At 56.2% G+C, this 18,474-nt stretch carries 22 protein-coding genes; 14 read left to right on the top strand and 8 right to left on the bottom strand.

The window, feature by feature from the left end:
* Nucleotides 1-37: 37 nt before the first annotated feature.
* Genes B9Z44_RS13350 through B9Z44_RS13330 form a run of 6 tightly spaced genes read left to right on the top strand, consistent with a single transcriptional unit; the run spans nt 38 to nt 4,863 of the window.
* Entirely contained in the window at nt 38-1,258 is a 1,221-nt protein-coding gene (locus tag B9Z44_RS13350) for an MFS transporter (RefSeq protein ID WP_211308713.1), read from the top strand.
* Between the two features lie 22 nt (nt 1,259-1,280).
* Nucleotides 1,281-1,421 (top strand): hypothetical protein, encoded by a 141-nt coding sequence (locus tag B9Z44_RS15210; RefSeq protein ID WP_170108446.1) that lies wholly within the window; start codon nt 1,281-1,283, stop codon nt 1,419-1,421.
* A 10-nt stretch (nt 1,422-1,431) separates the two neighbouring features.
* Nucleotides 1,432-1,980 carry a class I SAM-dependent methyltransferase gene (locus B9Z44_RS13345; protein WP_108402927.1) on the top strand — a complete coding sequence of 183 codons (549 nt, stop codon included), beginning with the start codon at nt 1,432-1,434 and terminating at the stop codon, nt 1,978-1,980.
* A gap of 55 nt (nt 1,981-2,035) precedes the next feature.
* Nucleotides 2,036-2,929: a 4-hydroxy-tetrahydrodipicolinate synthase gene (gene dapA, locus B9Z44_RS13340; protein ID WP_370444605.1), complete on the top strand. Its 894-nt coding sequence runs from the start codon at nt 2,036-2,038 to the stop codon at nt 2,927-2,929.
* A 20-nt stretch (nt 2,930-2,949) separates the two neighbouring features.
* Nucleotides 2,950-4,050 (top strand): outer membrane protein assembly factor BamC, encoded by a 1,101-nt coding sequence (gene bamC, locus B9Z44_RS13335; RefSeq protein ID WP_342748887.1) that lies wholly within the window; start codon nt 2,950-2,952, stop codon nt 4,048-4,050.
* 24 nt (nt 4,051-4,074) lie between these two features.
* Nucleotides 4,075-4,863 carry an MBL fold metallo-hydrolase gene (locus B9Z44_RS13330; protein WP_108402658.1) on the top strand — a complete coding sequence of 263 codons (789 nt, stop codon included), beginning with the start codon at nt 4,075-4,077 and terminating at the stop codon, nt 4,861-4,863.
* A gap of 66 nt (nt 4,864-4,929) precedes the next feature.
* On the opposite strand, the gene B9Z44_RS15205 is transcribed toward B9Z44_RS13330, so the two are convergent.
* A complete protein-coding gene (locus B9Z44_RS15205; protein WP_170108504.1) occupies nt 4,930-5,103 on the bottom strand; it encodes a hypothetical protein in 174 nt (57 codons plus the stop codon).
* A gap of 163 nt (nt 5,104-5,266) precedes the next feature.
* Entirely contained in the window at nt 5,267-6,397 is a 1,131-nt protein-coding gene (locus tag B9Z44_RS13325; protein ID WP_108402657.1) for a cupin domain-containing protein, read from the bottom strand.
* A gap of 19 nt (nt 6,398-6,416) precedes the next feature.
* On the opposite strand from B9Z44_RS13325, the gene B9Z44_RS13320 reads away from it, so the two are divergent.
* On the top strand, nt 6,417-6,941 hold the full coding sequence (locus B9Z44_RS13320; RefSeq protein WP_108402656.1) for an FKBP-type peptidyl-prolyl cis-trans isomerase: 525 nt from the start codon (nt 6,417-6,419) through the stop codon (nt 6,939-6,941).
* Between the two features lies 1 nt (nt 6,942).
* Here B9Z44_RS13320 and dut read toward each other — a convergent pair whose 3' ends face one another.
* A complete protein-coding gene (dut, locus tag B9Z44_RS13315; RefSeq protein ID WP_108360074.1) occupies nt 6,943-7,392 on the bottom strand; it encodes a dUTP diphosphatase in 450 nt (149 codons plus the stop codon).
* Between the two features lie 79 nt (nt 7,393-7,471).
* Entirely contained in the window at nt 7,472-8,689 is a 1,218-nt protein-coding gene (coaBC, locus tag B9Z44_RS13310) for a bifunctional phosphopantothenoylcysteine decarboxylase/phosphopantothenate--cysteine ligase CoaBC (protein ID WP_108402655.1), read from the bottom strand.
* Between the two features lie 69 nt (nt 8,690-8,758).
* On the opposite strand from coaBC, the gene B9Z44_RS13305 reads away from it, so the two are divergent.
* Genes B9Z44_RS13305 through B9Z44_RS13280 form a run of 6 tightly spaced genes read left to right on the top strand, consistent with a single transcriptional unit; the run spans nt 8,759 to nt 14,148 of the window.
* Nucleotides 8,759-10,405, top strand: a complete 1,647-nt coding sequence (locus B9Z44_RS13305; protein ID WP_108360076.1) for a CTP synthase — start codon at nt 8,759-8,761, stop codon at nt 10,403-10,405.
* Between the two features lie 24 nt (nt 10,406-10,429).
* Nucleotides 10,430-11,287, top strand: coding sequence for a 3-deoxy-8-phosphooctulonate synthase (gene kdsA, locus B9Z44_RS13300; RefSeq protein ID WP_108402654.1), 858 nt, complete (start codon nt 10,430-10,432; stop codon nt 11,285-11,287).
* A gap of 55 nt (nt 11,288-11,342) precedes the next feature.
* Nucleotides 11,343-12,626, top strand: a complete 1,284-nt coding sequence (eno, locus tag B9Z44_RS13295) for a phosphopyruvate hydratase (protein WP_104797582.1) — start codon at nt 11,343-11,345, stop codon at nt 12,624-12,626.
* Nucleotides 12,627-12,635: 9 nt separating this feature from the next.
* A complete protein-coding gene (ftsB, locus tag B9Z44_RS13290; protein WP_108360078.1) occupies nt 12,636-12,908 on the top strand; it encodes a cell division protein FtsB in 273 nt (90 codons plus the stop codon).
* Nucleotides 12,905-13,516 (top strand): nicotinamide riboside transporter PnuC, encoded by a 612-nt coding sequence (gene pnuC, locus B9Z44_RS13285; protein WP_108402653.1) that lies wholly within the window; start codon nt 12,905-12,907, stop codon nt 13,514-13,516. The genes ftsB and pnuC overlap by 4 nt, the downstream gene beginning before the upstream one ends.
* Nucleotides 13,513-14,148, top strand: a complete 636-nt coding sequence (locus tag B9Z44_RS13280) for an AAA family ATPase (RefSeq protein ID WP_108360173.1) — start codon at nt 13,513-13,515, stop codon at nt 14,146-14,148. Before pnuC ends, B9Z44_RS13280 begins: the two co-directional genes overlap by 4 nt.
* Before the next feature lie 8 nt (nt 14,149-14,156).
* On the opposite strand, the gene hslO is transcribed toward B9Z44_RS13280, so the two are convergent.
* Both hslO and B9Z44_RS13270 read right to left on the bottom strand, forming a co-directional pair.
* Entirely contained in the window at nt 14,157-15,131 is a 975-nt protein-coding gene (gene hslO, locus B9Z44_RS13275) for an Hsp33 family molecular chaperone HslO (RefSeq protein ID WP_108360080.1), read from the bottom strand.
* Entirely contained in the window at nt 15,131-15,655 is a 525-nt protein-coding gene (locus tag B9Z44_RS13270) for a gamma carbonic anhydrase family protein (protein WP_108360081.1), read from the bottom strand. Before B9Z44_RS13270 ends, hslO begins: the two co-directional genes overlap by 1 nt.
* A 41-nt stretch (nt 15,656-15,696) precedes the next feature.
* Between B9Z44_RS13270 and B9Z44_RS13265 the strand changes: the two genes are divergently transcribed.
* Nucleotides 15,697-16,500 (top strand): ferritin-like domain-containing protein, encoded by an 804-nt coding sequence (locus B9Z44_RS13265; protein ID WP_108402652.1) that lies wholly within the window; start codon nt 15,697-15,699, stop codon nt 16,498-16,500.
* A gap of 8 nt (nt 16,501-16,508) precedes the next feature.
* Here B9Z44_RS13265 and xerD read toward each other — a convergent pair whose 3' ends face one another.
* Complete coding sequence (xerD, locus tag B9Z44_RS13260) at nt 16,509-17,435, bottom strand: site-specific tyrosine recombinase XerD (RefSeq protein ID WP_233246955.1); 927 nt, start codon at nt 17,433-17,435, stop codon at nt 16,509-16,511.
* The gene (locus B9Z44_RS13255) at nt 17,432-18,394 is read right to left on the bottom strand and encodes a tripartite tricarboxylate transporter substrate binding protein BugE (protein ID WP_108360083.1); all 963 of its coding nucleotides are present in this window, start codon (nt 18,392-18,394) and stop codon (nt 17,432-17,434) included. Before B9Z44_RS13255 ends, xerD begins: the two co-directional genes overlap by 4 nt.
* Nucleotides 18,395-18,474: the final 80 nt, after the last annotated feature.

Below are 18,474 nucleotides of genomic sequence, written 5' to 3'. Positions count from 1 at the left end.
GACTGCGCCCCTCGCCCGCATTGGTTAAAGTCACGCCATGACTCACACCAACAAAACATTGCCCATGTGGCAAGTGCTCGCCTGCGGGGCAGCCATTGTCACTTTGTCTATGGGCGTGCGCCACGGCTTTGGCCTGTGGCTGCAACCCATCACCCAAGCCCAAGACTGGACCCGCGAAAACTTTGCCATGGCCATCGCCATTCAAAACCTGACTTGGGGATTCGCAGGCATTTTCTCGGGCATGTTGGCCGACCGATTTGGCGCCCTCCGCGTCATCGTGACTTGCGCCGTGTTGTACGCGTTGGGATTGACAGGCATGGCCTATTCGTCCACGCCAGCGTTGTTTACCGCCACGGCTGGCGTACTGATTGGCGTGGCCCAAGCAGGCACAACCTATGCCGTGATTTATGGCGTGATTGGCCGAAATGTGAGTGCATCCAAACGCTCATGGGCCATGGGCGTAGCGGCGGCAGCGGGCTCATTTGGGCAGTTTTTGATGGTTCCCACGGAGGGCTATCTCATCAGCACCTTTGGCTGGCAAGAAGCATTGGTGTGGTTGGCTTTATCGACCATGCTCATCATCCCCCTCGCCTACGGTCTGCGCGAACCTGGTTTTGGCGGTGGTGCCACGCCCAACCGCGACCAATCCATCATGCATGCACTGCGCGAAGCTATGAATTACCGTAGCTTCCAGCTGCTGATGGCGGGCTACTTTGTATGTGGTTTTCAAGTCGTGTTCATTGGCGTGCACATGCCCAGCTACTTGAAAGACCACGGTTTGTCGCCCGAGGTGGCCAGCATTGCTTTGGCGTTGATTGGTTTGTTCAACGTGTTTGGCACCTACATCGCAGGCAGCTTGGGCCAGCGCATGGCCAAGCGCAAGATTTTGTCGTTCATCTATTTCTCACGCTCGGTGGCCATCGTGCTGTTCTTGTTGGCGCCGCTCACGCCCATAAGCGTGTACATCTTCTCGTCTGTGATGGGCTTTTTGTGGCTCTCCACCGTGCCGCCCACCAATGCGGTGGTGGCGCAGATTTTTGGCGTGGCGCACTTGTCGATGCTGGGCGGCTTTGTGTTCTTCAGCCACCAAATTGGCAGCTTCATGGGCGTGTGGCTAGGCGGCTACTTGTATGACAAGACCGGCAGCTACGACATCGTTTGGTACATCTCGATTGCGCTGGGCGTGTTTGCCGCCTTGGTGAATTTGCCCGTGAAAGAAAATGCCATCGAACGCGCACCTAAGACGGTTGCCGCTTGACGTTTGACGTTTGACGCTTGAAATGAACATCCTTTCGCATCCGATGTTGCGCCAAACCCTGATCGGTGTGGTGTGCGTGGCCGTTCTTTTGGGTGTGCTGTCCATGTATTTAAGGCCTGATTTTTTGCTGACTTTGGCGAATCAGGTTTGGGGATGCTTCTGAGATGAGTGCCATGCTTCACGGGCAAGAGCCCACATCTAGCTGGGTGGCCCGTTGGTCGCACCTCTTGCCTTCTGGCAGCACTTTGCTGGACTTGGCCTGCGGACAAGGCCGCCACATGCGCCACTTTGCAGCGTTGGGTCACACGGTGACTGGCGTAGACCGCAACCCAGACGCGATTGCCGCCGTGGGCCCTTTGGGCGAAGCCATTTGTGCGGATATCGAAAACGGCCCTTGGCCGCTGCAAGGCCGCACCTTTGGCGGCGTGGTCGTCACCAACTACCTCTGGCGCCCGCTCTGGCCACACATCTTGGACAGCCTGGCCCTCAACGGCGTACTGATTTACGAAACCTTCTCGGCGGGCAACGAAAGCGTGGGCAAACCCTCGCGCCCAGATTTCTTGCTGCAGCCCGCTGAGCTCCTGACCACGTGCAAAGACTTACGGGTCGTGGCGTTTGAGGAAGGTTTTCTAGATCAGCCCGAGCGCTTTGTGCAACGCATCGTTGCCGTGCGCGAGAGCCTCGAAACACAAACGCCTGCGCGTTACCCACTTCACCATTAAAAACGTCATTGGCAATCGCTAGAATGAACGTTTTTCCTTGACCGAACCAACGGACATGACACCCATTACCGGCAGCATCGTGGCTTTGACCACCCCCATGCACACAGACGGCAGCGTCGACTACCCTACTCTGCGCAAACTGATTGATTGGCACATTGCCGAAGGCACCGATTGCATCGGCGTTGTGGGCACCACCGGTGAGTCACCCACAGTCAATGTGGAAGAACACTGCGAAATCATCCGCGTGTCTGTGGAGCAAGCGGCTAAACACACCGAACGTCATGTGCCCATCATGGCTGGCTGCGGCGCGAACTCAACGTCTGAAGCGATCGAGCTGGCTAAGTTCGCCAAGAAAGTTGGCGCACATTGCCAACTGCAAGTGGTGCCCTACTACAACAAGCCCACGCAAGAAGGCCAATACCTGCACTTCAAGGCCATCGCCGAAGCCGTGGACTTGCCCGTGATTTTGTACAACGTGCCCGGTCGCTCTGTGGCCGATATGGCGCACGACACCGTGCTGCGTTTGGCCCAAGTGCCAGGCATCGTGGGCATCAAAGAAGCCACCGGCAACATCGAACGCGCCCAATGGCTCATTCGTGACGTACCCAAAGGCTTTGCCGTGTACTCCGGTGACGATCCCACCGCCGTGGCCTTGATGCTGTGCGGCGGCCAAGGCAACATCAGCGTGACCGCCAACGTGGCGCCCCGCTTGATGCACGAGCTGTGCATGGCAGCCATCGCTGGCGACGTGAAACGCGCCATGGACATTCAATTCAAATTGATGCCTGTTCACAAGCAGTTGTTTGTGGAAGCCAACCCCATTCCCGTGAAATGGGCAATGAAGCGTATGGGCCTCGCTGGCCCCACCTTGCGCTTGCCCATGACCGAACTCACCCCCGCCAACGAACCCGTGGTGGAAGGCGCATTGCGCGCCGCTGGTTTGATCTGATTGTTAAAAAGGCCTTGGCTGTGAAAATTTCTTTTACTTCGAATCGTGCAGCAGTTGCGTTGACCACCTTGGTGGTGCTCAGCGGTTGCTCCTCCATCATGGATGGTGACAAGGTCAACTACAAAACAGAAGGTGGCACCAAGGTTGTGGCCCTGGATATTCCACCCGATCTGACCCAACTCACACGCGACACGCGTTATGCCGTTCCTGGCGGTTCTGTCACAGCCAGCAGCATGGGCGTGCGTCCTGTAGCGCCTGTGGCGGCCACAGCAGCCAAGCAAGTGAACGACGTGCGCATTGAACGTGATGGCAAGCAACGCTGGCTGGTGGTCAACCGTTCAGCCGACGTGGTGTGGCCCATCGTGCAAGGGTTTTGGAAAGAAAATGGTTTTGAGTACGTGATTGAGCAGCAACAAATTGGCTTGCTCGAAACCGAATGGGCTGAGAACCGCGCCAAGATTCCACAAGACTTTCTGCGTCGTTCCTTGGGAAAAGTTCTGGACGGCTTGTATTCGTCTGGCGAGCGTGACAAATTCCGCACGCGCATTGAGCGAAACAGCACTGGCGGCGTTGACATCTTCGTGACCCACCGTGGCATGAGCGAAGAATACAAAGACCAATCTAAATCTGGCACGATTTGGGTCCCGCGCCCAAATGACCCTGAGTTGGAAGCCGAATTCTTGAGCCGCTTGATGATCAAACTTGGCGTCTCCGCTGAACAAGCGAAAGCTGGCATCACGCCACAAGAAACCGTGGCGAATAAAACCACTTTGGTAACCAAGGGCGGTGCCACACTGCTGAACATCCCCGACTCGTTTGACGTCGCATGGCGTCGCGTTGGCTTGGCTTTGGACCGCACAGGCTTCACTGTGGAAGACCGCGACCGCGCACAAGGCATTTACTTCGTTCGCTATGTGGACACCTCATCCAAAGAAGAAAAAGGTTTCTTCAGCAAGATGTTCAGTGGCTCAACACCTGACGCAGGCCCTGTGAAGTACCGCATTGCTGTGCGTAAAACAGACAACACCGCCGAAGTCACGGTGCAAAACGCAGCAGGTACGACAGAGAACAGCCCTGTTTCACAGCGCATCTTGAAGCTGCTGGCTGACGATTTGCGCTAATTGGCGTCGGCCTGACCCCGCGCCATGTTGCGCTTTAAAAGTCTGGGCAGCGGCAGCTCAGGCAACGCCACTTTGGTTGAAGCCCAGAGTGGCGCCCATACCACTCGCTTGCTCATCGACTGCGGCCTTCGCCTGCGTGATCTAGAGGCTCGTCTCATCGAAGCGGGCACCTGCGCCGAGGATCTTGACGCCATCTTCATCACCCACGAACACGGCGACCACATTGGCTGTGCACGCAGCTTTATCAAACGTTATTCAACACCTCTGTGGATGAGCCAAGGCACATGGCTGGCCGTGAGTGACGGTGGTGCATGGACACCTTATCAACATTTGCTGAATGTGGCGCGCGATGGCAGCGCCATCGAATTGGGCGACTTGCAAGCGATGCCGTTTACGGTGCCGCACGATGCGCGCGAGCCCTTGCAGCTGCGCTGCACCGATGGCCATCGGCATTTGGGTGTGATCACCGATTTGGGGCACGTGTCTTCTCATGTGGTGGCGTCATTGCAAGGCTGCCATGCCCTGCTACTAGAAGCCAACCACGATCCTGATTTACTGCAAGCCTCGGGTTACCCTGTTTTTTTAAAGCAACGCGTCTCAGGCCCTTGGGGGCATTTGGCCAACCACGCCGCGGCCGACTTATTGGCTCGCGTCAAACACGACCAGTTAAGCTGCGTCCTGGCGGCACATTTGAGTGAGCGCAACAACACCCCCGAACTGGCGCGCACCAGCTTGTGCGAAGCAATGGGGTGTTCGCCTTTGGACATTGACGTGGCAGATCCGCTGACAGGCTCCGACTGGCTCGTGGTTTAAGCGGTTATCAAACGCCCATAAAAAAGCCACCCAAAGGGTGGCTTTTGCAGTCAGTTCGAAAACTGATTACTTGCTGGCAGCGTCAGATGCTGGTGCAGCGGCTTCAGAAGCCACAGCAGAAGCGGCTTCAACAGCAGCAGAAGCAGCAGGAGCGGCTTCAACAGCAGGAGCTTCTTTTTTGCCGCAAGCGACGAGAGCGGCAGCAGCCAACAAAGATGCCAACAGGATTGACTTGTTCATTTCGATATTCCTTAAAGGGGGATGAAAACAATTTCCGGAAATTGCTGTGGTTTGCACCACAACCGAGCTGATGGACTCGAGCCCGCCAACTCAGCCTCTCATTATAGGGTAAATCCTATGCATGACAAAAAACCACGTCAGCTTCGCGTCAACTTGGCTCATTTCAAGCCCCTGAATGAAGCCAGCCATCGTCACACCACTCCATCAACAAGTTGAGCGCTTCAGGGCTGGCCTTCAAGAGCTCCACTTGGGTCAACTCACGTGCATCGGCCAATTGACGCATCAAAGCTGCATCCTTGCCAGCCGCACGCCAGCTTTCGCCATTCAAAAAGATGTGATGTGCGTCATACATCATCTTGCTTCGGCGGTCTAAACGCAGTGATTTGAGCTTATTTGGCACGTCACCGATCTCAAACCACACATTGGCTTTGGGCTCCGTCAAATACTCACCCAAAGCACGCTGCAGGGCTTTGGGGTCTTTCAGCGCTTTTTGTAACGCAGATATCGCGAATTCAGCCAAACCTTCGGGCATAGCGGCAGGTTTAGACACCGCAGGTTGAGCGGCGTCTTTGTACAAATCGCAGCCAGCGGCCTCTTCCGCACCTTCGCTCAAGCGCACCAACAACTCACGCGCCAAGTCACCTGTTTGGGGCACGCGAAAACCCACAGAATAGGTCATGCACTCGCCTTGTGCAATGCCATCGTGGGCGTAGCGCGGCGGCAAATACAACATGTCACCCGGGTTGAGCACCCAATCGTGTTCAGGCTTGAAGTTGGCCAAAATTTTCAATGGCATATCGGGCACGAGCGACAAGTCTTTTTGGCGGCCAATGCGCCAGCGGCGTTGGCCGTGGGCTTGCAGCAAGAACACGTCGTAGCTGTCAAAGTGCGGGCCCACGCCGCCGCCTTCGGTGGCGTAGCTGATCATCACATCGTCCAAACGGGCGTCTGGGATGAAGCGAAATTGCTGCATCAAAGCGGCCACGCGGTCGTCGTGCAAATCCACGCCTTGCACCAACAAGGTCCAATCGCGTTCGGTCAGCTTAGGGATGGCGCGGCGCTTGAACGGGCCGCGTTGCATTTGCCAATCGCGTTGGCCGCCATTCGCCCCCATGACCAAACGGGACTCAACCTCGTTTTGTTCGGCCAAGTCAAACAGCTCAGGACGGCTGAGCAAGGCTTTGAATTCGGGAATGGCTTGGCGCACCAACAAGGGCTTACGCTGCCAATAGGTGTTCATGAATTCGGCGGGACTGATGCCGCCGAGCAGGGTCAGGGGTTTGTTCACATGCATCGTGCGACAATTTTGCCTTATGGAAATTACTCAACACTGCGTGGTCGGCTTAACTTGGACCTTGAAAGACACTTTGGGCGAGGTGCTGGACGAATTGGACAGCCCCGTTGAATTTTTGGTGGGCGGCGATGACTTGCTGGCCAAGATTGAAGAGGCTCTGCAAGGCCACAGCGTCGGCGACCACCTCGACTTGCAACTCGAACCCGAAGAAGCCTTTGGCGACTACGACGAAAACTTGGTGTTTTTAGAGGCGCGCTCAAGCTTTCCTAAAGAGTTGGAAGAAGGCCACACCGTCGAAGGCCACGCTCTGCCTGCTGGCTGCAACCCAGACGCCCCGCAAGACTTGCTCTACACCGTGACCGAACTCTACCCCGAACATGTGGTGTTAGATGGCAACCACCCACTGGCAGGTATTGCGATTCGCATTCACCTCGATGTGCAATCGGTGCGCGAAGCCACGCAAGAAGAGCAAGAGCGCGGCACTTTGGGCACTGGTTTTTTCAAGATCGAAGCCCAAGCGCCGGGCAACGATTTATTGCACTGATTTACTTTTTTCCCGTCGAGCCATAACCGCCCTCACCGCGCTCGGTCGGTGCAGCAAATTCGTTGACCACATTGAACTGGGCTTGCACCACCGGCACGATGACCAGCTGAGCCAAACGCTCCATGGGCTCCAAGGTGAACGCCACATCGCTGCGATTCCAAGCGCTGACCATCAGCTGGCCTTGGTAATCGCTGTCAATCAAACCAACGAGGTTACCCAACACGATGCCGTGCTTATGACCCAGGCCTGAGCGCGGCAAGATGAGCGCGGCGTAGGCTGGGTCAGCCAAGTGGATGGCAATGCCCGTGGGCACCAATTGCCAAGCGTTGGGCTCTAGTGTGATGGGTGCATCCAAACACGCACGCAAGTCCAAGCCGGCACTGCCAGGCGTGGCGTATTGCGGGAGTTGGTCGGCCATGCGAGGATCGAGTATTTTGACGTCGAGTTTCATTTTTAATCAGATGAAATGGATAGATGTTGGAAATTTAAAGAGGCGTCTTTGCGGCGTTTGTTTGCTACGTTTGGCGAAATCAAACGGTTTTCAAACGACGCGCAATCTCACCCACCAATTGACGCGCCAGCGTGAGTTTGTTGGCATGTGGCAGTTCTTGGTGGCCTTGTGCATCGACCAACAGCAAGGCGTTGTCGTCCAAGCCAAACGTCGCGGGGCCAATGTTGCCCACCAGCAGCGGCACGCCTTTGCGCTCGCGTTTGGCGGTGGCATGTTTGAGCAAATCATGACTTTCCGCCGCAAAGCCCACGCAATACAAAGCACCGTTTTTGGCACGGGCCGATTGCGCCACACCGGCCAAGATGTCTGGGTTTTCGACAAAGCTCAACTGAGGCAACTGGCCTGAGCCGTCTTTTTTGATTTTTTGTCCAGCGACATCGGCCACGCGCCAATCGGCCACAGCGGCGGTTGCCACAAACACAGAAGCGGCATCTATGTGTTTGGCCACTGCCGCTTGCATGTCCAAAGCTGAACGCACATCCACACGCTGCACACCGCGCGGTGTGGACAGATGAACAGGGCCAGCAACCAAGGCCACCTCGGCACCCGCTTCACGCGCAGCGCGAGCGATAGAAAAGCCCATCTTGCCGCTCGATAAATTGGTGATGCCACGCACAGGGTCCATCGCCTCATACGTGGGGCCCGCAGTGACCAGCACATGTTGACCCGCTAAGACTTTGGGTTGAAAGAAGGCGATGAGGTCTTCCAAAATTTCTTCGGGCTCCAACATCCGACCATCGCCGGTTTCACCGCAGGCTTGTTCGCCCTGCCCCACGTCCAGCACATGTGCACCGTCAGCGGTGAGCTGCACCATGTTGCGCTGGGTGGCGGGGTGTTGCCACATTTCGCGATTCATCGCGGGGGCCAAAATCAAAGGCACGCGTTCAATCGGGCGGGCCAAGCACATGAGACTGAGCAAATCGTCCGCACGGCCGTGCAAGAGTTTGGCCATGAAATCGGCACTGGCGGGGGCTACCACAATGGCATCGGCTTCGCGGCTTAAATTGATGTGCGCCATGTTGTTGGGCTCGCGTGCGTCCCATTGCGAAACGTACACCGCGCGATTCGACAAGGCTTGCAGCGTGACAGGGGTGATGAACTGGGCAGCCGCCTCCGTCATGACCACTTGTACCGTCGCCCCAGCTTTGACCAAGGCACGGCACAGCTCCGCCGCTTTATAGCAGGCGATGCCCCCGCTCAAACCCAAAACAATGTGCTTATTTGACAGATCAGACATGGCTCGCAATGTAGCAGAGCGCCTATAATTTCGATTTCCACCTACCGGGAGACCATCTCCCGATCTGGCATGACCCAATTTGTATTCGTCACCGGCGGTGTTGTTTCTTCCCTAGGCAAGGGAATTGCAGCCGCCTCACTCGCCGCCCTCCTTGAGTCGCGCGGCCTCAAAGTCACCCTCATTAAGCTGGACCCCTACATCAACGTAGACCCAGGCACCATGTCGCCTCTGCAGCATGGCGAGGTGTTCGTCACCGAAGACGGCGCAGAAACCGACCTCGATTTGGGCCACTACGAGCGCTTCATCACGACGCGCATGAAAAAGGCCAACAACTTCACCACTGGCCAGATTTACCAAAGCGTGCTCGACAAAGAGCGCCGCGGCGACTATCTGGGCAAAACGGTGCAAGTCATCCCACACATCACCAACGAAATTCAAGAGTTCGTCAAACGTGGCGCAGCCTATGACACGCCTGACGCCGTGGATGTGGCCATCGTTGAAATCGGTGGCACTGTGGGTGACATCGAGTCCTTGCCGTTTTTGGAAGCCGCTCGCCAGATGAGCCTGAAGCTTGGCGCGCACAACACGGCATTCGTACACCTGAGCTACGTGCCTTGGATTGCAGCGGCTGGTGAACTTAAAACCAAGCCTACCCAACACACGGCGCAAAAGCTGCGCGAAATCGGCATTCAAGCCGACGCTTTGCTGTGCCGTGCGGACCGCCCAATTCCCGAAGAAGAACGCCAAAAAATCAGCCTCTTCTCCAACGTGCATGAGTCGGGTGTGATCTCGATGTGGGACGTGGACACCATCTACAAAGTGCCACGCATGTTGCACGAACAAGGGTTGGACAACTTGGTGTGCGACAAACTGCGCATCAACGCCCAACCCGCCAACTTGCAACGTTGGGACGACTTGGTCCACGAAGTGGCCAACCCCAAAGAAGAAGTCACCATCGCCATGGTGGGCAAGTACGTCGATCTGTCTGACAGCTACAAGTCACTCAACGAAGCTCTGCGCCATGCCGGCATGAAGAACCATGCACGCGTGAAGATTGAGTACGTGGACTCTGAATTCATCACACCCGAAAACGTCAAAGACCTCGGTAAGTTCGACGCCATTTTGGTGCCCGGCGGCTTTGGCATTCGTGGCGTGGAAGGCAAAATTTCTTCCGCCCAATTCGCCCGTGAAAACAAAGTGCCTTACCTCGGCATCTGCCTCGGCATGCAAGTGGCAACCATCGAATACGCCCGCCACATGGCTGGCCTGAAAGACGCCAACAGCACCGAGTTTGTGCCGGACGGCCCCAACCCTGTCATCGCCCTCATCAACGAGTGGAAAGACGCGGACGGCAGCATCCAAACCCGCACCGCCAACTCCAACCTCGGCGGCACCATGCGTTTGGGCGCACAAAGCTCAGACGTCACCCCTGGCACCTTGGCGCACAAAATTTACGGTGACGTGGTGACCGAGCGTCACCGCCACCGCTACGAAGCCAACGTGAACTACCTCGACGCCCTGCGCAAAGCAGGCTTGGTGATTTCAGCGCTCACACAGCGCGAGCAACTCACCGAAATCGTCGAGTTGCCACAAACTGTGCACCCTTGGTACATGGGCGTGCAGTTCCACCCCGAGTTCAAATCGACGCCATGGGATGGCCACCCGTTGTTCAACGCCTTCGTCAAGGCGGCGCTGGATCACAAGGCGAAGGCCTAAACCTTTTTAGAAACGGGACAAGCCATGAAACTTTGCGGATTTGACGTTGGCCTCAACAAGCCTTTCTTTTTGATCGCAGGCACCTGCTCGATCGAAGGCTTGGAAATGTCCATCGACGTGGCAGGTCAGCTCAAAGAAATCTGTGCGGGCTTGGGCATTCCTTTGATCTACAAAGGCTCGTTCGACAAAGCCAACCGCTCGTCTGGCAGCACCAAACGCGGCGTGGGCATGGATGCCGGCTTGAAAATTCTCGACGAAGTGCGACGCCAATTGCACCTACCCATCCTCACCGATGTGCATGACGCATCACAGGTCAAAACCGTGGCCAGCGTGGTTGATGTGTTGCAAACACCCGCTTTCTTGTGCCGCCAAACCGACTTCATCCGTGCTGTGGCGCAATCGGGCAAGCCTGTGAACATCAAGAAGGGCCAGTTCTTGGCCCCTTGGGACATGAAAAACGTCATCGACAAAGCCCGTGACGCCGCACGCGAAGCCGGCCTGCCCGAAGACAGCTTCTTGGCCTGCGAACGCGGCGTGAGCTTTGGCTACAACAACCTTGTGGCCGACATGACCAGTTTGGCAGAAATGCGCAAGTCTGGCGCGCCTGTGGTGTTTGATGTGACTCACTCTGTGCAAAAGCCTGGCGGCCAAGGCACTGTGAGTGGTGGTGCTCGCGAGATGGTGCCCGTGCTGGCCCGCGCTGGCGTGGCCGCTGGCGTAGCCGGTTTGTTCATGGAAACCCACCCCTGCCCTGCAGAGGCATGGTCAGACGGGCCCAATGCCGTGCCGTTGAACAAGATGAAGGCTTTGCTGGAAACCTTGGTCGAGCTCGATGCCGTGACCAAAAAACACCCTTTCTTAGAAAACAACTTTGAGGCTTGAGTGCTCTGCACACAGCCACAAACCCTTTTTAAAAACTTGAAATAGGAAAACACAAATGAGCGCTATCGTCGACATCGTCGCCCGTGAAATCTTGGACAGCCGCGGCAACCCCACCGTGGAATGTGATGTGTTGTTGGAGTCCGGCACCATGGGCCGTGCCGCTGTGCCATCTGGTGCTTCCACCGGCAGCCGCGAAGCCATTGAGCTGCGCGACGGCGACAAGAGCCGTTACCTCGGCAAAGGCGTGTTGAAAGCGGTTGAGCACATCAACACCGAAATCTCTGAAGCCATTTTGGGCTTGGACGCTTCCGAGCAAGCCTTCCTTGACAAGACTTTGATCGACCTCGACGGCACAGAAAACAAGAGCCGCTTGGGTGCCAACGCTTTGTTGGCGGTGTCCATGGCTGTGGCCCGTGCTGCGGCCGAAGAGTCTGGCTTGCCTTTGTACCGTTACTTCGGCGGCATGAACGGCAACCAATTGCCCGTGCCCATGATGAACGTCATCAACGGTGGCGCACACGCCAACAACAACTTGGACTTGCAAGAGTTCATGATCATCCCCGTGGGCGCACCGACATTCCGCGAAGCCGTGCGTTACGGCGCAGAAGTGTTCCACGCCTTGAAGAAAATCATCCACGACAAAGGCATGAGCATTGCTGTGGGCGACGAAGGTGGTTTCGCACCTAACGTCACCAGCCACGAAGCCGCCATCCAAATGATCTTGGACGCGATTGCGGCTGCGGGCTACACCGCCGGCGAACAAATCGCCATTGGTTTGGACTGCGCGGCCAGCGAGTTCTACAAAGACGGCAAGTACCACTTGTCTGGCGAAGGCTTGCAATTGACGGCCCAACAATGGACCGACATGCTCGCCACGTGGTGCGACAAGTACCCCATCATCAGCATCGAAGACGGCATGGCCGAAAACGACTGGGACGGCTGGAAAGTGTTGACCGACCGCTTGGCCAAGAAAGTGCAAATCGTGGGTGACGACTTGTTCGTGACCAACACCAAGATCTTCAAAGAAGGCATCGACAAAGGCATCGCCAATTCGATCCTCATCAAGATTAACCAAATCGGCACTTTGACTGAAACCTTCGAAGCGATTGAGATGGCCAAGCGCGCGGGCTACACCGCCGTGATCAGCCACCGCTCTGGCGAAACCGAAGACAGCACCATCGCCGACATCGCTGTGGGCTTGAATGCTGGTCAAATCAAAACTGGTTCCATGAGCCGTTCTGACCGCATGGCCAAGTACAACCAACTCTTGCGCATCGAAGAAGACTTGGGCGACGTGGCGGTGTACCCAGGCCGTTCTGCCTTCTACAACTTGCGTTAATCGCTGGTGATGCTGCGTCCACTCCACCTTGTGCTGATTGCCCTGCTGCTTGTGCTGCAGGGCCAGCTGTGGTTTGGTCGCGGCAGCATCCCTGACGTGATGCGTCTACGTCAGACTTTGAAAGACCAAAAGCAACAAAACGTTGCAGCGCAGTTGGCCAATGACCGACTCGGCGCCGAACTCCATGATCTCAAAGACGGTCTGGAAATGGTCGAAGAGCGCGCACGCTCCGAAATTGGCATGGTCAAACCCAACGAAGTCTTCGTGCAAATTGCGAAGTGACCGAATTCCTTTTCTCAACCGCATTCAGCATCTGGGGCCTTGACACTTCTTGGCTTGAATTCATCGCTGTGCTGCTGGCATTCGCGATGATTCTGTGCAACATCGTCGAGCTGCATTGGGGCTGGCCCTTGGCAGCCATCAGCTCGGTCCTGTATTTCTTTTTGTTTTGGACCCAGCGTTTGTATGGTGACGCGTTGCTGCAAGTGTTTTTTGCGGTGCTGGCCATGTGGGGTTGGTCGGTCTGGTTGCGTGGCATGGACGGCGAGCCCTTGCCCATCACGCGCATGCCCCCACGTCAACGCGTCACATTGGCCTGGATGGGCACCCTGCTTTGGCTCGCCACAGGTGGCGTGCTGCTGAACTTTACCGACACCGATGTACCTTGGTGGGATGCATTCCCCACCGCCTTCAGTTTGGTCGGCCAGTATTTGCTGGCGCACAAGCGCTTGGAAAACTGGGCCGTTTGGATCATCGTCAATATCGTGGCCGCAGGGCTGTTTGCATGGAAAGCCTTGTGGCTCACCACCCTGCTCTATTTGGTGTTCATCGCCTTGAGCGCGGTGGGATGGCGCACCTGGGCCTCGCGGACCAAGGCAGACCCCGCATGAAGATTGCGTTGCTCGGCGCAGAAAGCACAGGCAAGTCGCAACTGGCCTTGGCGTTGACCACACACTTGCGTGCCGCTGGTTTAACCGTGCATCGCGTAGACGAATACCTGCGTGAATGGTGCGACACCCACAACCGCACACCTGAGTTTGAAGAACAACAGCACATCGCTGAAACGCAAATGGCCCACGTACTGGCAGCGCCTGCGCATGCGGTGGTGATTGCAGACACCACGCCACTCATGACCGCGGTGTACAGCCAAATGATTTTCAACGACCACAGCCTTGATGCACTCGCGTTGCAACACCAAGCTGTGTTTGATATCACCCTACTCACAGGGCTAGATCTGGCGTGGGTCAGCGATGGGCTGCAACGGGTCGGCGCGCATGTACGCGAACCCGTGGACCAAAAAATCAGGCACTTGCTGGCGCAAGGCAATTTGCCTTATCAGGTGGTGTACGGCACAGGCGAGCAACGTTTAGAAAATGCCTTGTTTTGCATTGGTCGCCAAGCACCGCAATGGGCCAAACAGTTGGAGCGCCCCGAGCCGCCTACACGTTGGAGCGGCCCCTGCGAAACCTGCGGTGACGGTGACTGCGAACACCGCTTGTTCAGGGGCTTGCTCACGCCCTGAACAGGGTTTTATTGCAGCGATGAGGGGCTGGGCGGCTGAATGTCAAGGCCCGTAAAAATATGCGCTGCATCTACCGCGTCGTAGCGGTATTGCTGACCGCAAAAATCGCAGCCCACTTCCACCTCGCCGCGTTCAGCCAAGATACTTTCGACTTCTTCGGTGCCCAAGCTGCGAATCATGTTGCTCACACGTTCGCGACTGCACGAGCAGGCAAAGCTGGGCGTGAGGGGCTCGAATCGCACGAGCTTTTCTTCCCAGAACAGGCGGCGCAAAATGGTTTCAGCATCCAAGTTGAGTAGCTCATCAGCGGTCAAGCTGGAGGCCAAGATGGAGATGCGGTTGTAGTCTTCGTTGCGGCCAATTTCGTCTTCGTCTTCCATGCTCGCCTTCGCGGCCAAGTTACCTTCGCCTTTGATGGGCAAACGCTGGATCAACAAACCAGCGGCGGTGGTGTCATTGGCAGCCAACACCAAGGTGGTGTCGAGCTGCTCGCTTTGCAGCATGTAGTGCTGCAGCACGTCGCTGAATTTATCCAACTTCTTGCGATGGTCGTCAAACAACGGCACCACGCCTTGGTAAGGCTGTTGACCTGGCATTTTGTTGAGTGGGTCTAAGGTGATGGCACAGCGGCCTTCGTTGTTGACGTTCACCATCTCAGGCAAGGTGCTGGCATCGCCCAACTCACCCACCACTTTAGCCGTGGCGCGCAGGCTCAAATTCGGATTGACTTCGACCACCGCCAACTTCAGCGGACCATCGCCAAAAATTTGCATGACCAAGGCACCGTTGAATTTGATGTTCGATTGCATCAACACGGCAGCGGCTGTCATCTCACCCAACAAGTGACGCACAGGCTCGGCATACGGCCCTGTTTCGACGTTCTCTGCACGGCGCTTGATCACCTCTTGCCACACATCGGTGAGCTGCACCAACATGCCACGCACGGGCAAACCATCGAACAAAAATTTATGCAACTGAGACATCAAGCAATTTTCTTTAAACCCGTTTTGAAGCGGTTTTTGTTATTCACATAGTGCTGCGCACTGCGGCGCAACCCTTCAATTTGCTCAGGCGTGAGCTGACGCACCACCTTCGCTGGACTGCCCAAAATCATGGAGCCATCTGGAAACTCTTTGCCTTCGGTCACGAGCGAGCCCGCACCCACCAAGCAATTCTTTCCAATTTTCGCGCCGTTGAGCACGATGGCGCCAATCCCAATCAGCGACTCATCGCCCACCGTGCAACCGTGCAGCTGAACCATGTGGCCCACAGTCACATGCTTGCCAAGGGTAAGTGGCATACCCACATCCGCATGCAACACGCTGCCGTCCTGGATGTTGGTGCCTTCCCCAATTCGGATCGTGGCCGTGTCACCACGCACCACACTGCTGAACCAGACACTGCTGTCGGGGGCCATCTGTACATCGCCTATGACTTGGGCGTTGTCAGCAACCCAAGCCGAATCAGCAATTTGAGGGGTGAGCACATCGAGTTGGTAAACAGCCATGAAAGTCTCCTGCGTGATTTTGGTTTTCTACAATTGTAAGGATGAGCCTGCGCCGTTTAGCCTTGACTGCCCTGTGTATATGCGACCCTCTTGAGAAAGTTCAAGCGGTTCAGCTGCTGTGGGCGACACAAAAAGATGCCATGCTGTCTCCCAATGAACAGCTCCACCAAGAAACGCACCAGACGCTGCCCGGTCGCCCGGCACTGCCGCGCCTGATTCCAGCCAAACATGTGCCCACGCGCACACCATTCACCCCCGAAGGCTTGGCGGCTTTGCTGCATGCGGTGTGCCACATCGAATTCAACGCCATCAACTTGGCCTTGGATGCGGTTTGGCGCTTTCCTCACATGCCCGAGCCCTACTACACCGACTGGCTGCGCGTGGCTTATGAAGAGTCGCAGCACTTTGAGATGCTGCACACCCACTTGCAAAGCCTGGGCCATCGCTACGGTGACTTTGATGCCCACGATGGCATGTGGCACATGTGTCAAAAAACAGCGGACGACGTACTGGCCCGCATGGCGCTGGTGCCCCGTACCCTTGAGGCTCGCGGGCTAGACGCCACGCCCTTGATTCAAGCAAAACTGCGCAAAGCCAACACGGTCAATGCGCTACGCACAGCAGATTTTCTAGACATCATCTTGCGAGAGGAAGTGGGTCATGTCGCGATTGGCAACCATTGGTACCGGTGGTTATGCGAACAGCGCGGCTTAGACCCCGTGGCGCATTACCGCGAGTTAACCAGACACTATGAAGCACCCAAGTTGCGCCCGCCTTTCAACACAGAAGCCCGTCAACGTGCAGGATTCACAGAGGCTGAGCTGGACTATTTGTTAGGCGGATAAATACGCCGTCAACCACGCGGATGGTGCGCACCATGCAAGCTCTTCAAGCGTTCACGCGCGATGTGCGTGTAAATAGTGGTGGTGGAAATATCGGCATGGCCGAGCAGCATTTGCACCGCACGTAAATCAGCACCGTGGTTGAGCAAATGCGTGGCAAACGCATGGCGCAAGGTGTGCGGTGAAATCGGCACGCGGATTTGCGCTTGTAAAGCGTAGCGCTTGATGAGCTGCCAAAACATGGCGCGGGTCATGGCCTCGCCTGCGTTTTTGCCGCGTACCGTCACAAACAAAGCTTCGGTTTGGTGGCCTGCTAACAGCGCGGGGCGCGCTTCGCTCAAATAGCGTTGCAGCCAATCGCGGGCCACTTCACCAAACGGCACCAAGCGTTCTTTGCTGCCCTTGCCCATGATGCGCAGCACGCCATCGTTCAGACTCACATGCAAGGTTTTGAGATCCACTAACTCGCTCACGCGCAAGCCACTGGCGTAAATCAACTCCAACATGGCGCGGTCACGCATGCCTAAACCGGTAGCCACATCAGGTGCGTTGAGCAAGCTTTCCACTTGCGCCTCGGTCAAACTTTTGGGCGCACGCACGGGCTGTTTGGCGGTGAGCAATTTGAGCGTTGGATCGGCCACCAACATACGCTCTCGCAAAGCCCAGCGGTAAAAGCGCTTGAACACCGTCAAACGACGGTTGGCGCTGGTGGCCTTGGTCTCGGCGTGGCGGTGCGCAAAGTACTGCTGCAAGTCTGACTCTTGCGCATTCAACAAATGCGTACCTTGGGCTTGAAGCCAGACAGACAACAAATTCAAGTCGCGACGGTAGGCGGCCAAGCTGTTAGCCGCCAAACCATGCTCTAACCAGAGCGCATCAATGAAGATGTCAATGTTGGCGTCTGGTGCAGACGCCGCGATGGCAATCAATGCGCTCAATCCAAGGTGAGTTTTTGTTCGACCACCACGCGTTTGTAAACCTCATACTCAGCCTTGATTTGCGCGGCAAATTGCTCAGGCGTATTGGCCACGATGAGTGAGCCTGTATCTTCAATGCGCTTGCGTACGGCAGGATCTTCCAACGCTTTACGCACCCCTGCGTTGATTTTGTCCACAACGTCTTTGGGCATACCTTTAGGGCCATAGATGCCATAAAAAGCCATGCGGTTCACTGGCTCTAATCCGATTTCTTTGAACGTGGGCACATTGGGCAACACGGCCAAACGTTGCGGTGCGGCCACCACGATGGGTACCAAGCGGTTGTCTTTGATGAAGGGCAAAGCCGATGGCAAGTTATCAAAAATCATCGGCACTTGACCGGCCACTGTGTCGTTCAAAGCAGGGCCTGCACCCCGATAAGGGATGTGCGTCACAAATATGCTGCTCAAGTTTTTGTACAGCTCCATCTGCAAGTGGCCAATGCCGCCTGTGCCAGAAGATGAATACGAATACTTGCCAGGCGAACGTTTCACCTCGGCCACAAAACCTTTGTAATCCGTAGCCGGGAAGCTTGGATGCACCGCAATGATGTTGGGCGTTGCCGCCACGTTGATGATGGGCGAAAAATCTGTGAGCGGGTTGTAGGGGATCTTGGCGTTGATGGCGGGATTGGCCGCGGTTGTGGACACAGTGGCCATGCCCAGCGAATAACCGTCTGGCGCAGCTTTGGCTGTTTCGTTCGCACCGACCACGCCACCCCCGCCGGCTTTGTTGACCACCACCACGGTTTGGCCAAGCGCTTTACCCAAAGGGTCGGCAATGGTGCGGGCAATGATGTCCGTCGTACCGCCCGGGGCGAAGGGCACTTGCAATTGAATTGCCTTATTTGGAAAACCTTGCGCAAAGGCTGAACCAGCTATGGCAAAAAGAGACAGCGCAAAACAATGACGACGGTGCATGGATATTTCTCCTAATCACGATTCAATCAAAAGACCTGTCGTTCAATCCTAAACGCTTTAAGAAGACTCAAGAATTCAAG

Source organism: Limnohabitans curvus (genome assembly GCF_003063475.1).
Lineage (GTDB): Bacteria > Pseudomonadota > Gammaproteobacteria > Burkholderiales > Burkholderiaceae_C > Limnohabitans > Limnohabitans curvus.
Note: the sequence above shows the minus strand (reverse complement) of the source record. Positions and strands in the feature narration are given on the sequence as shown.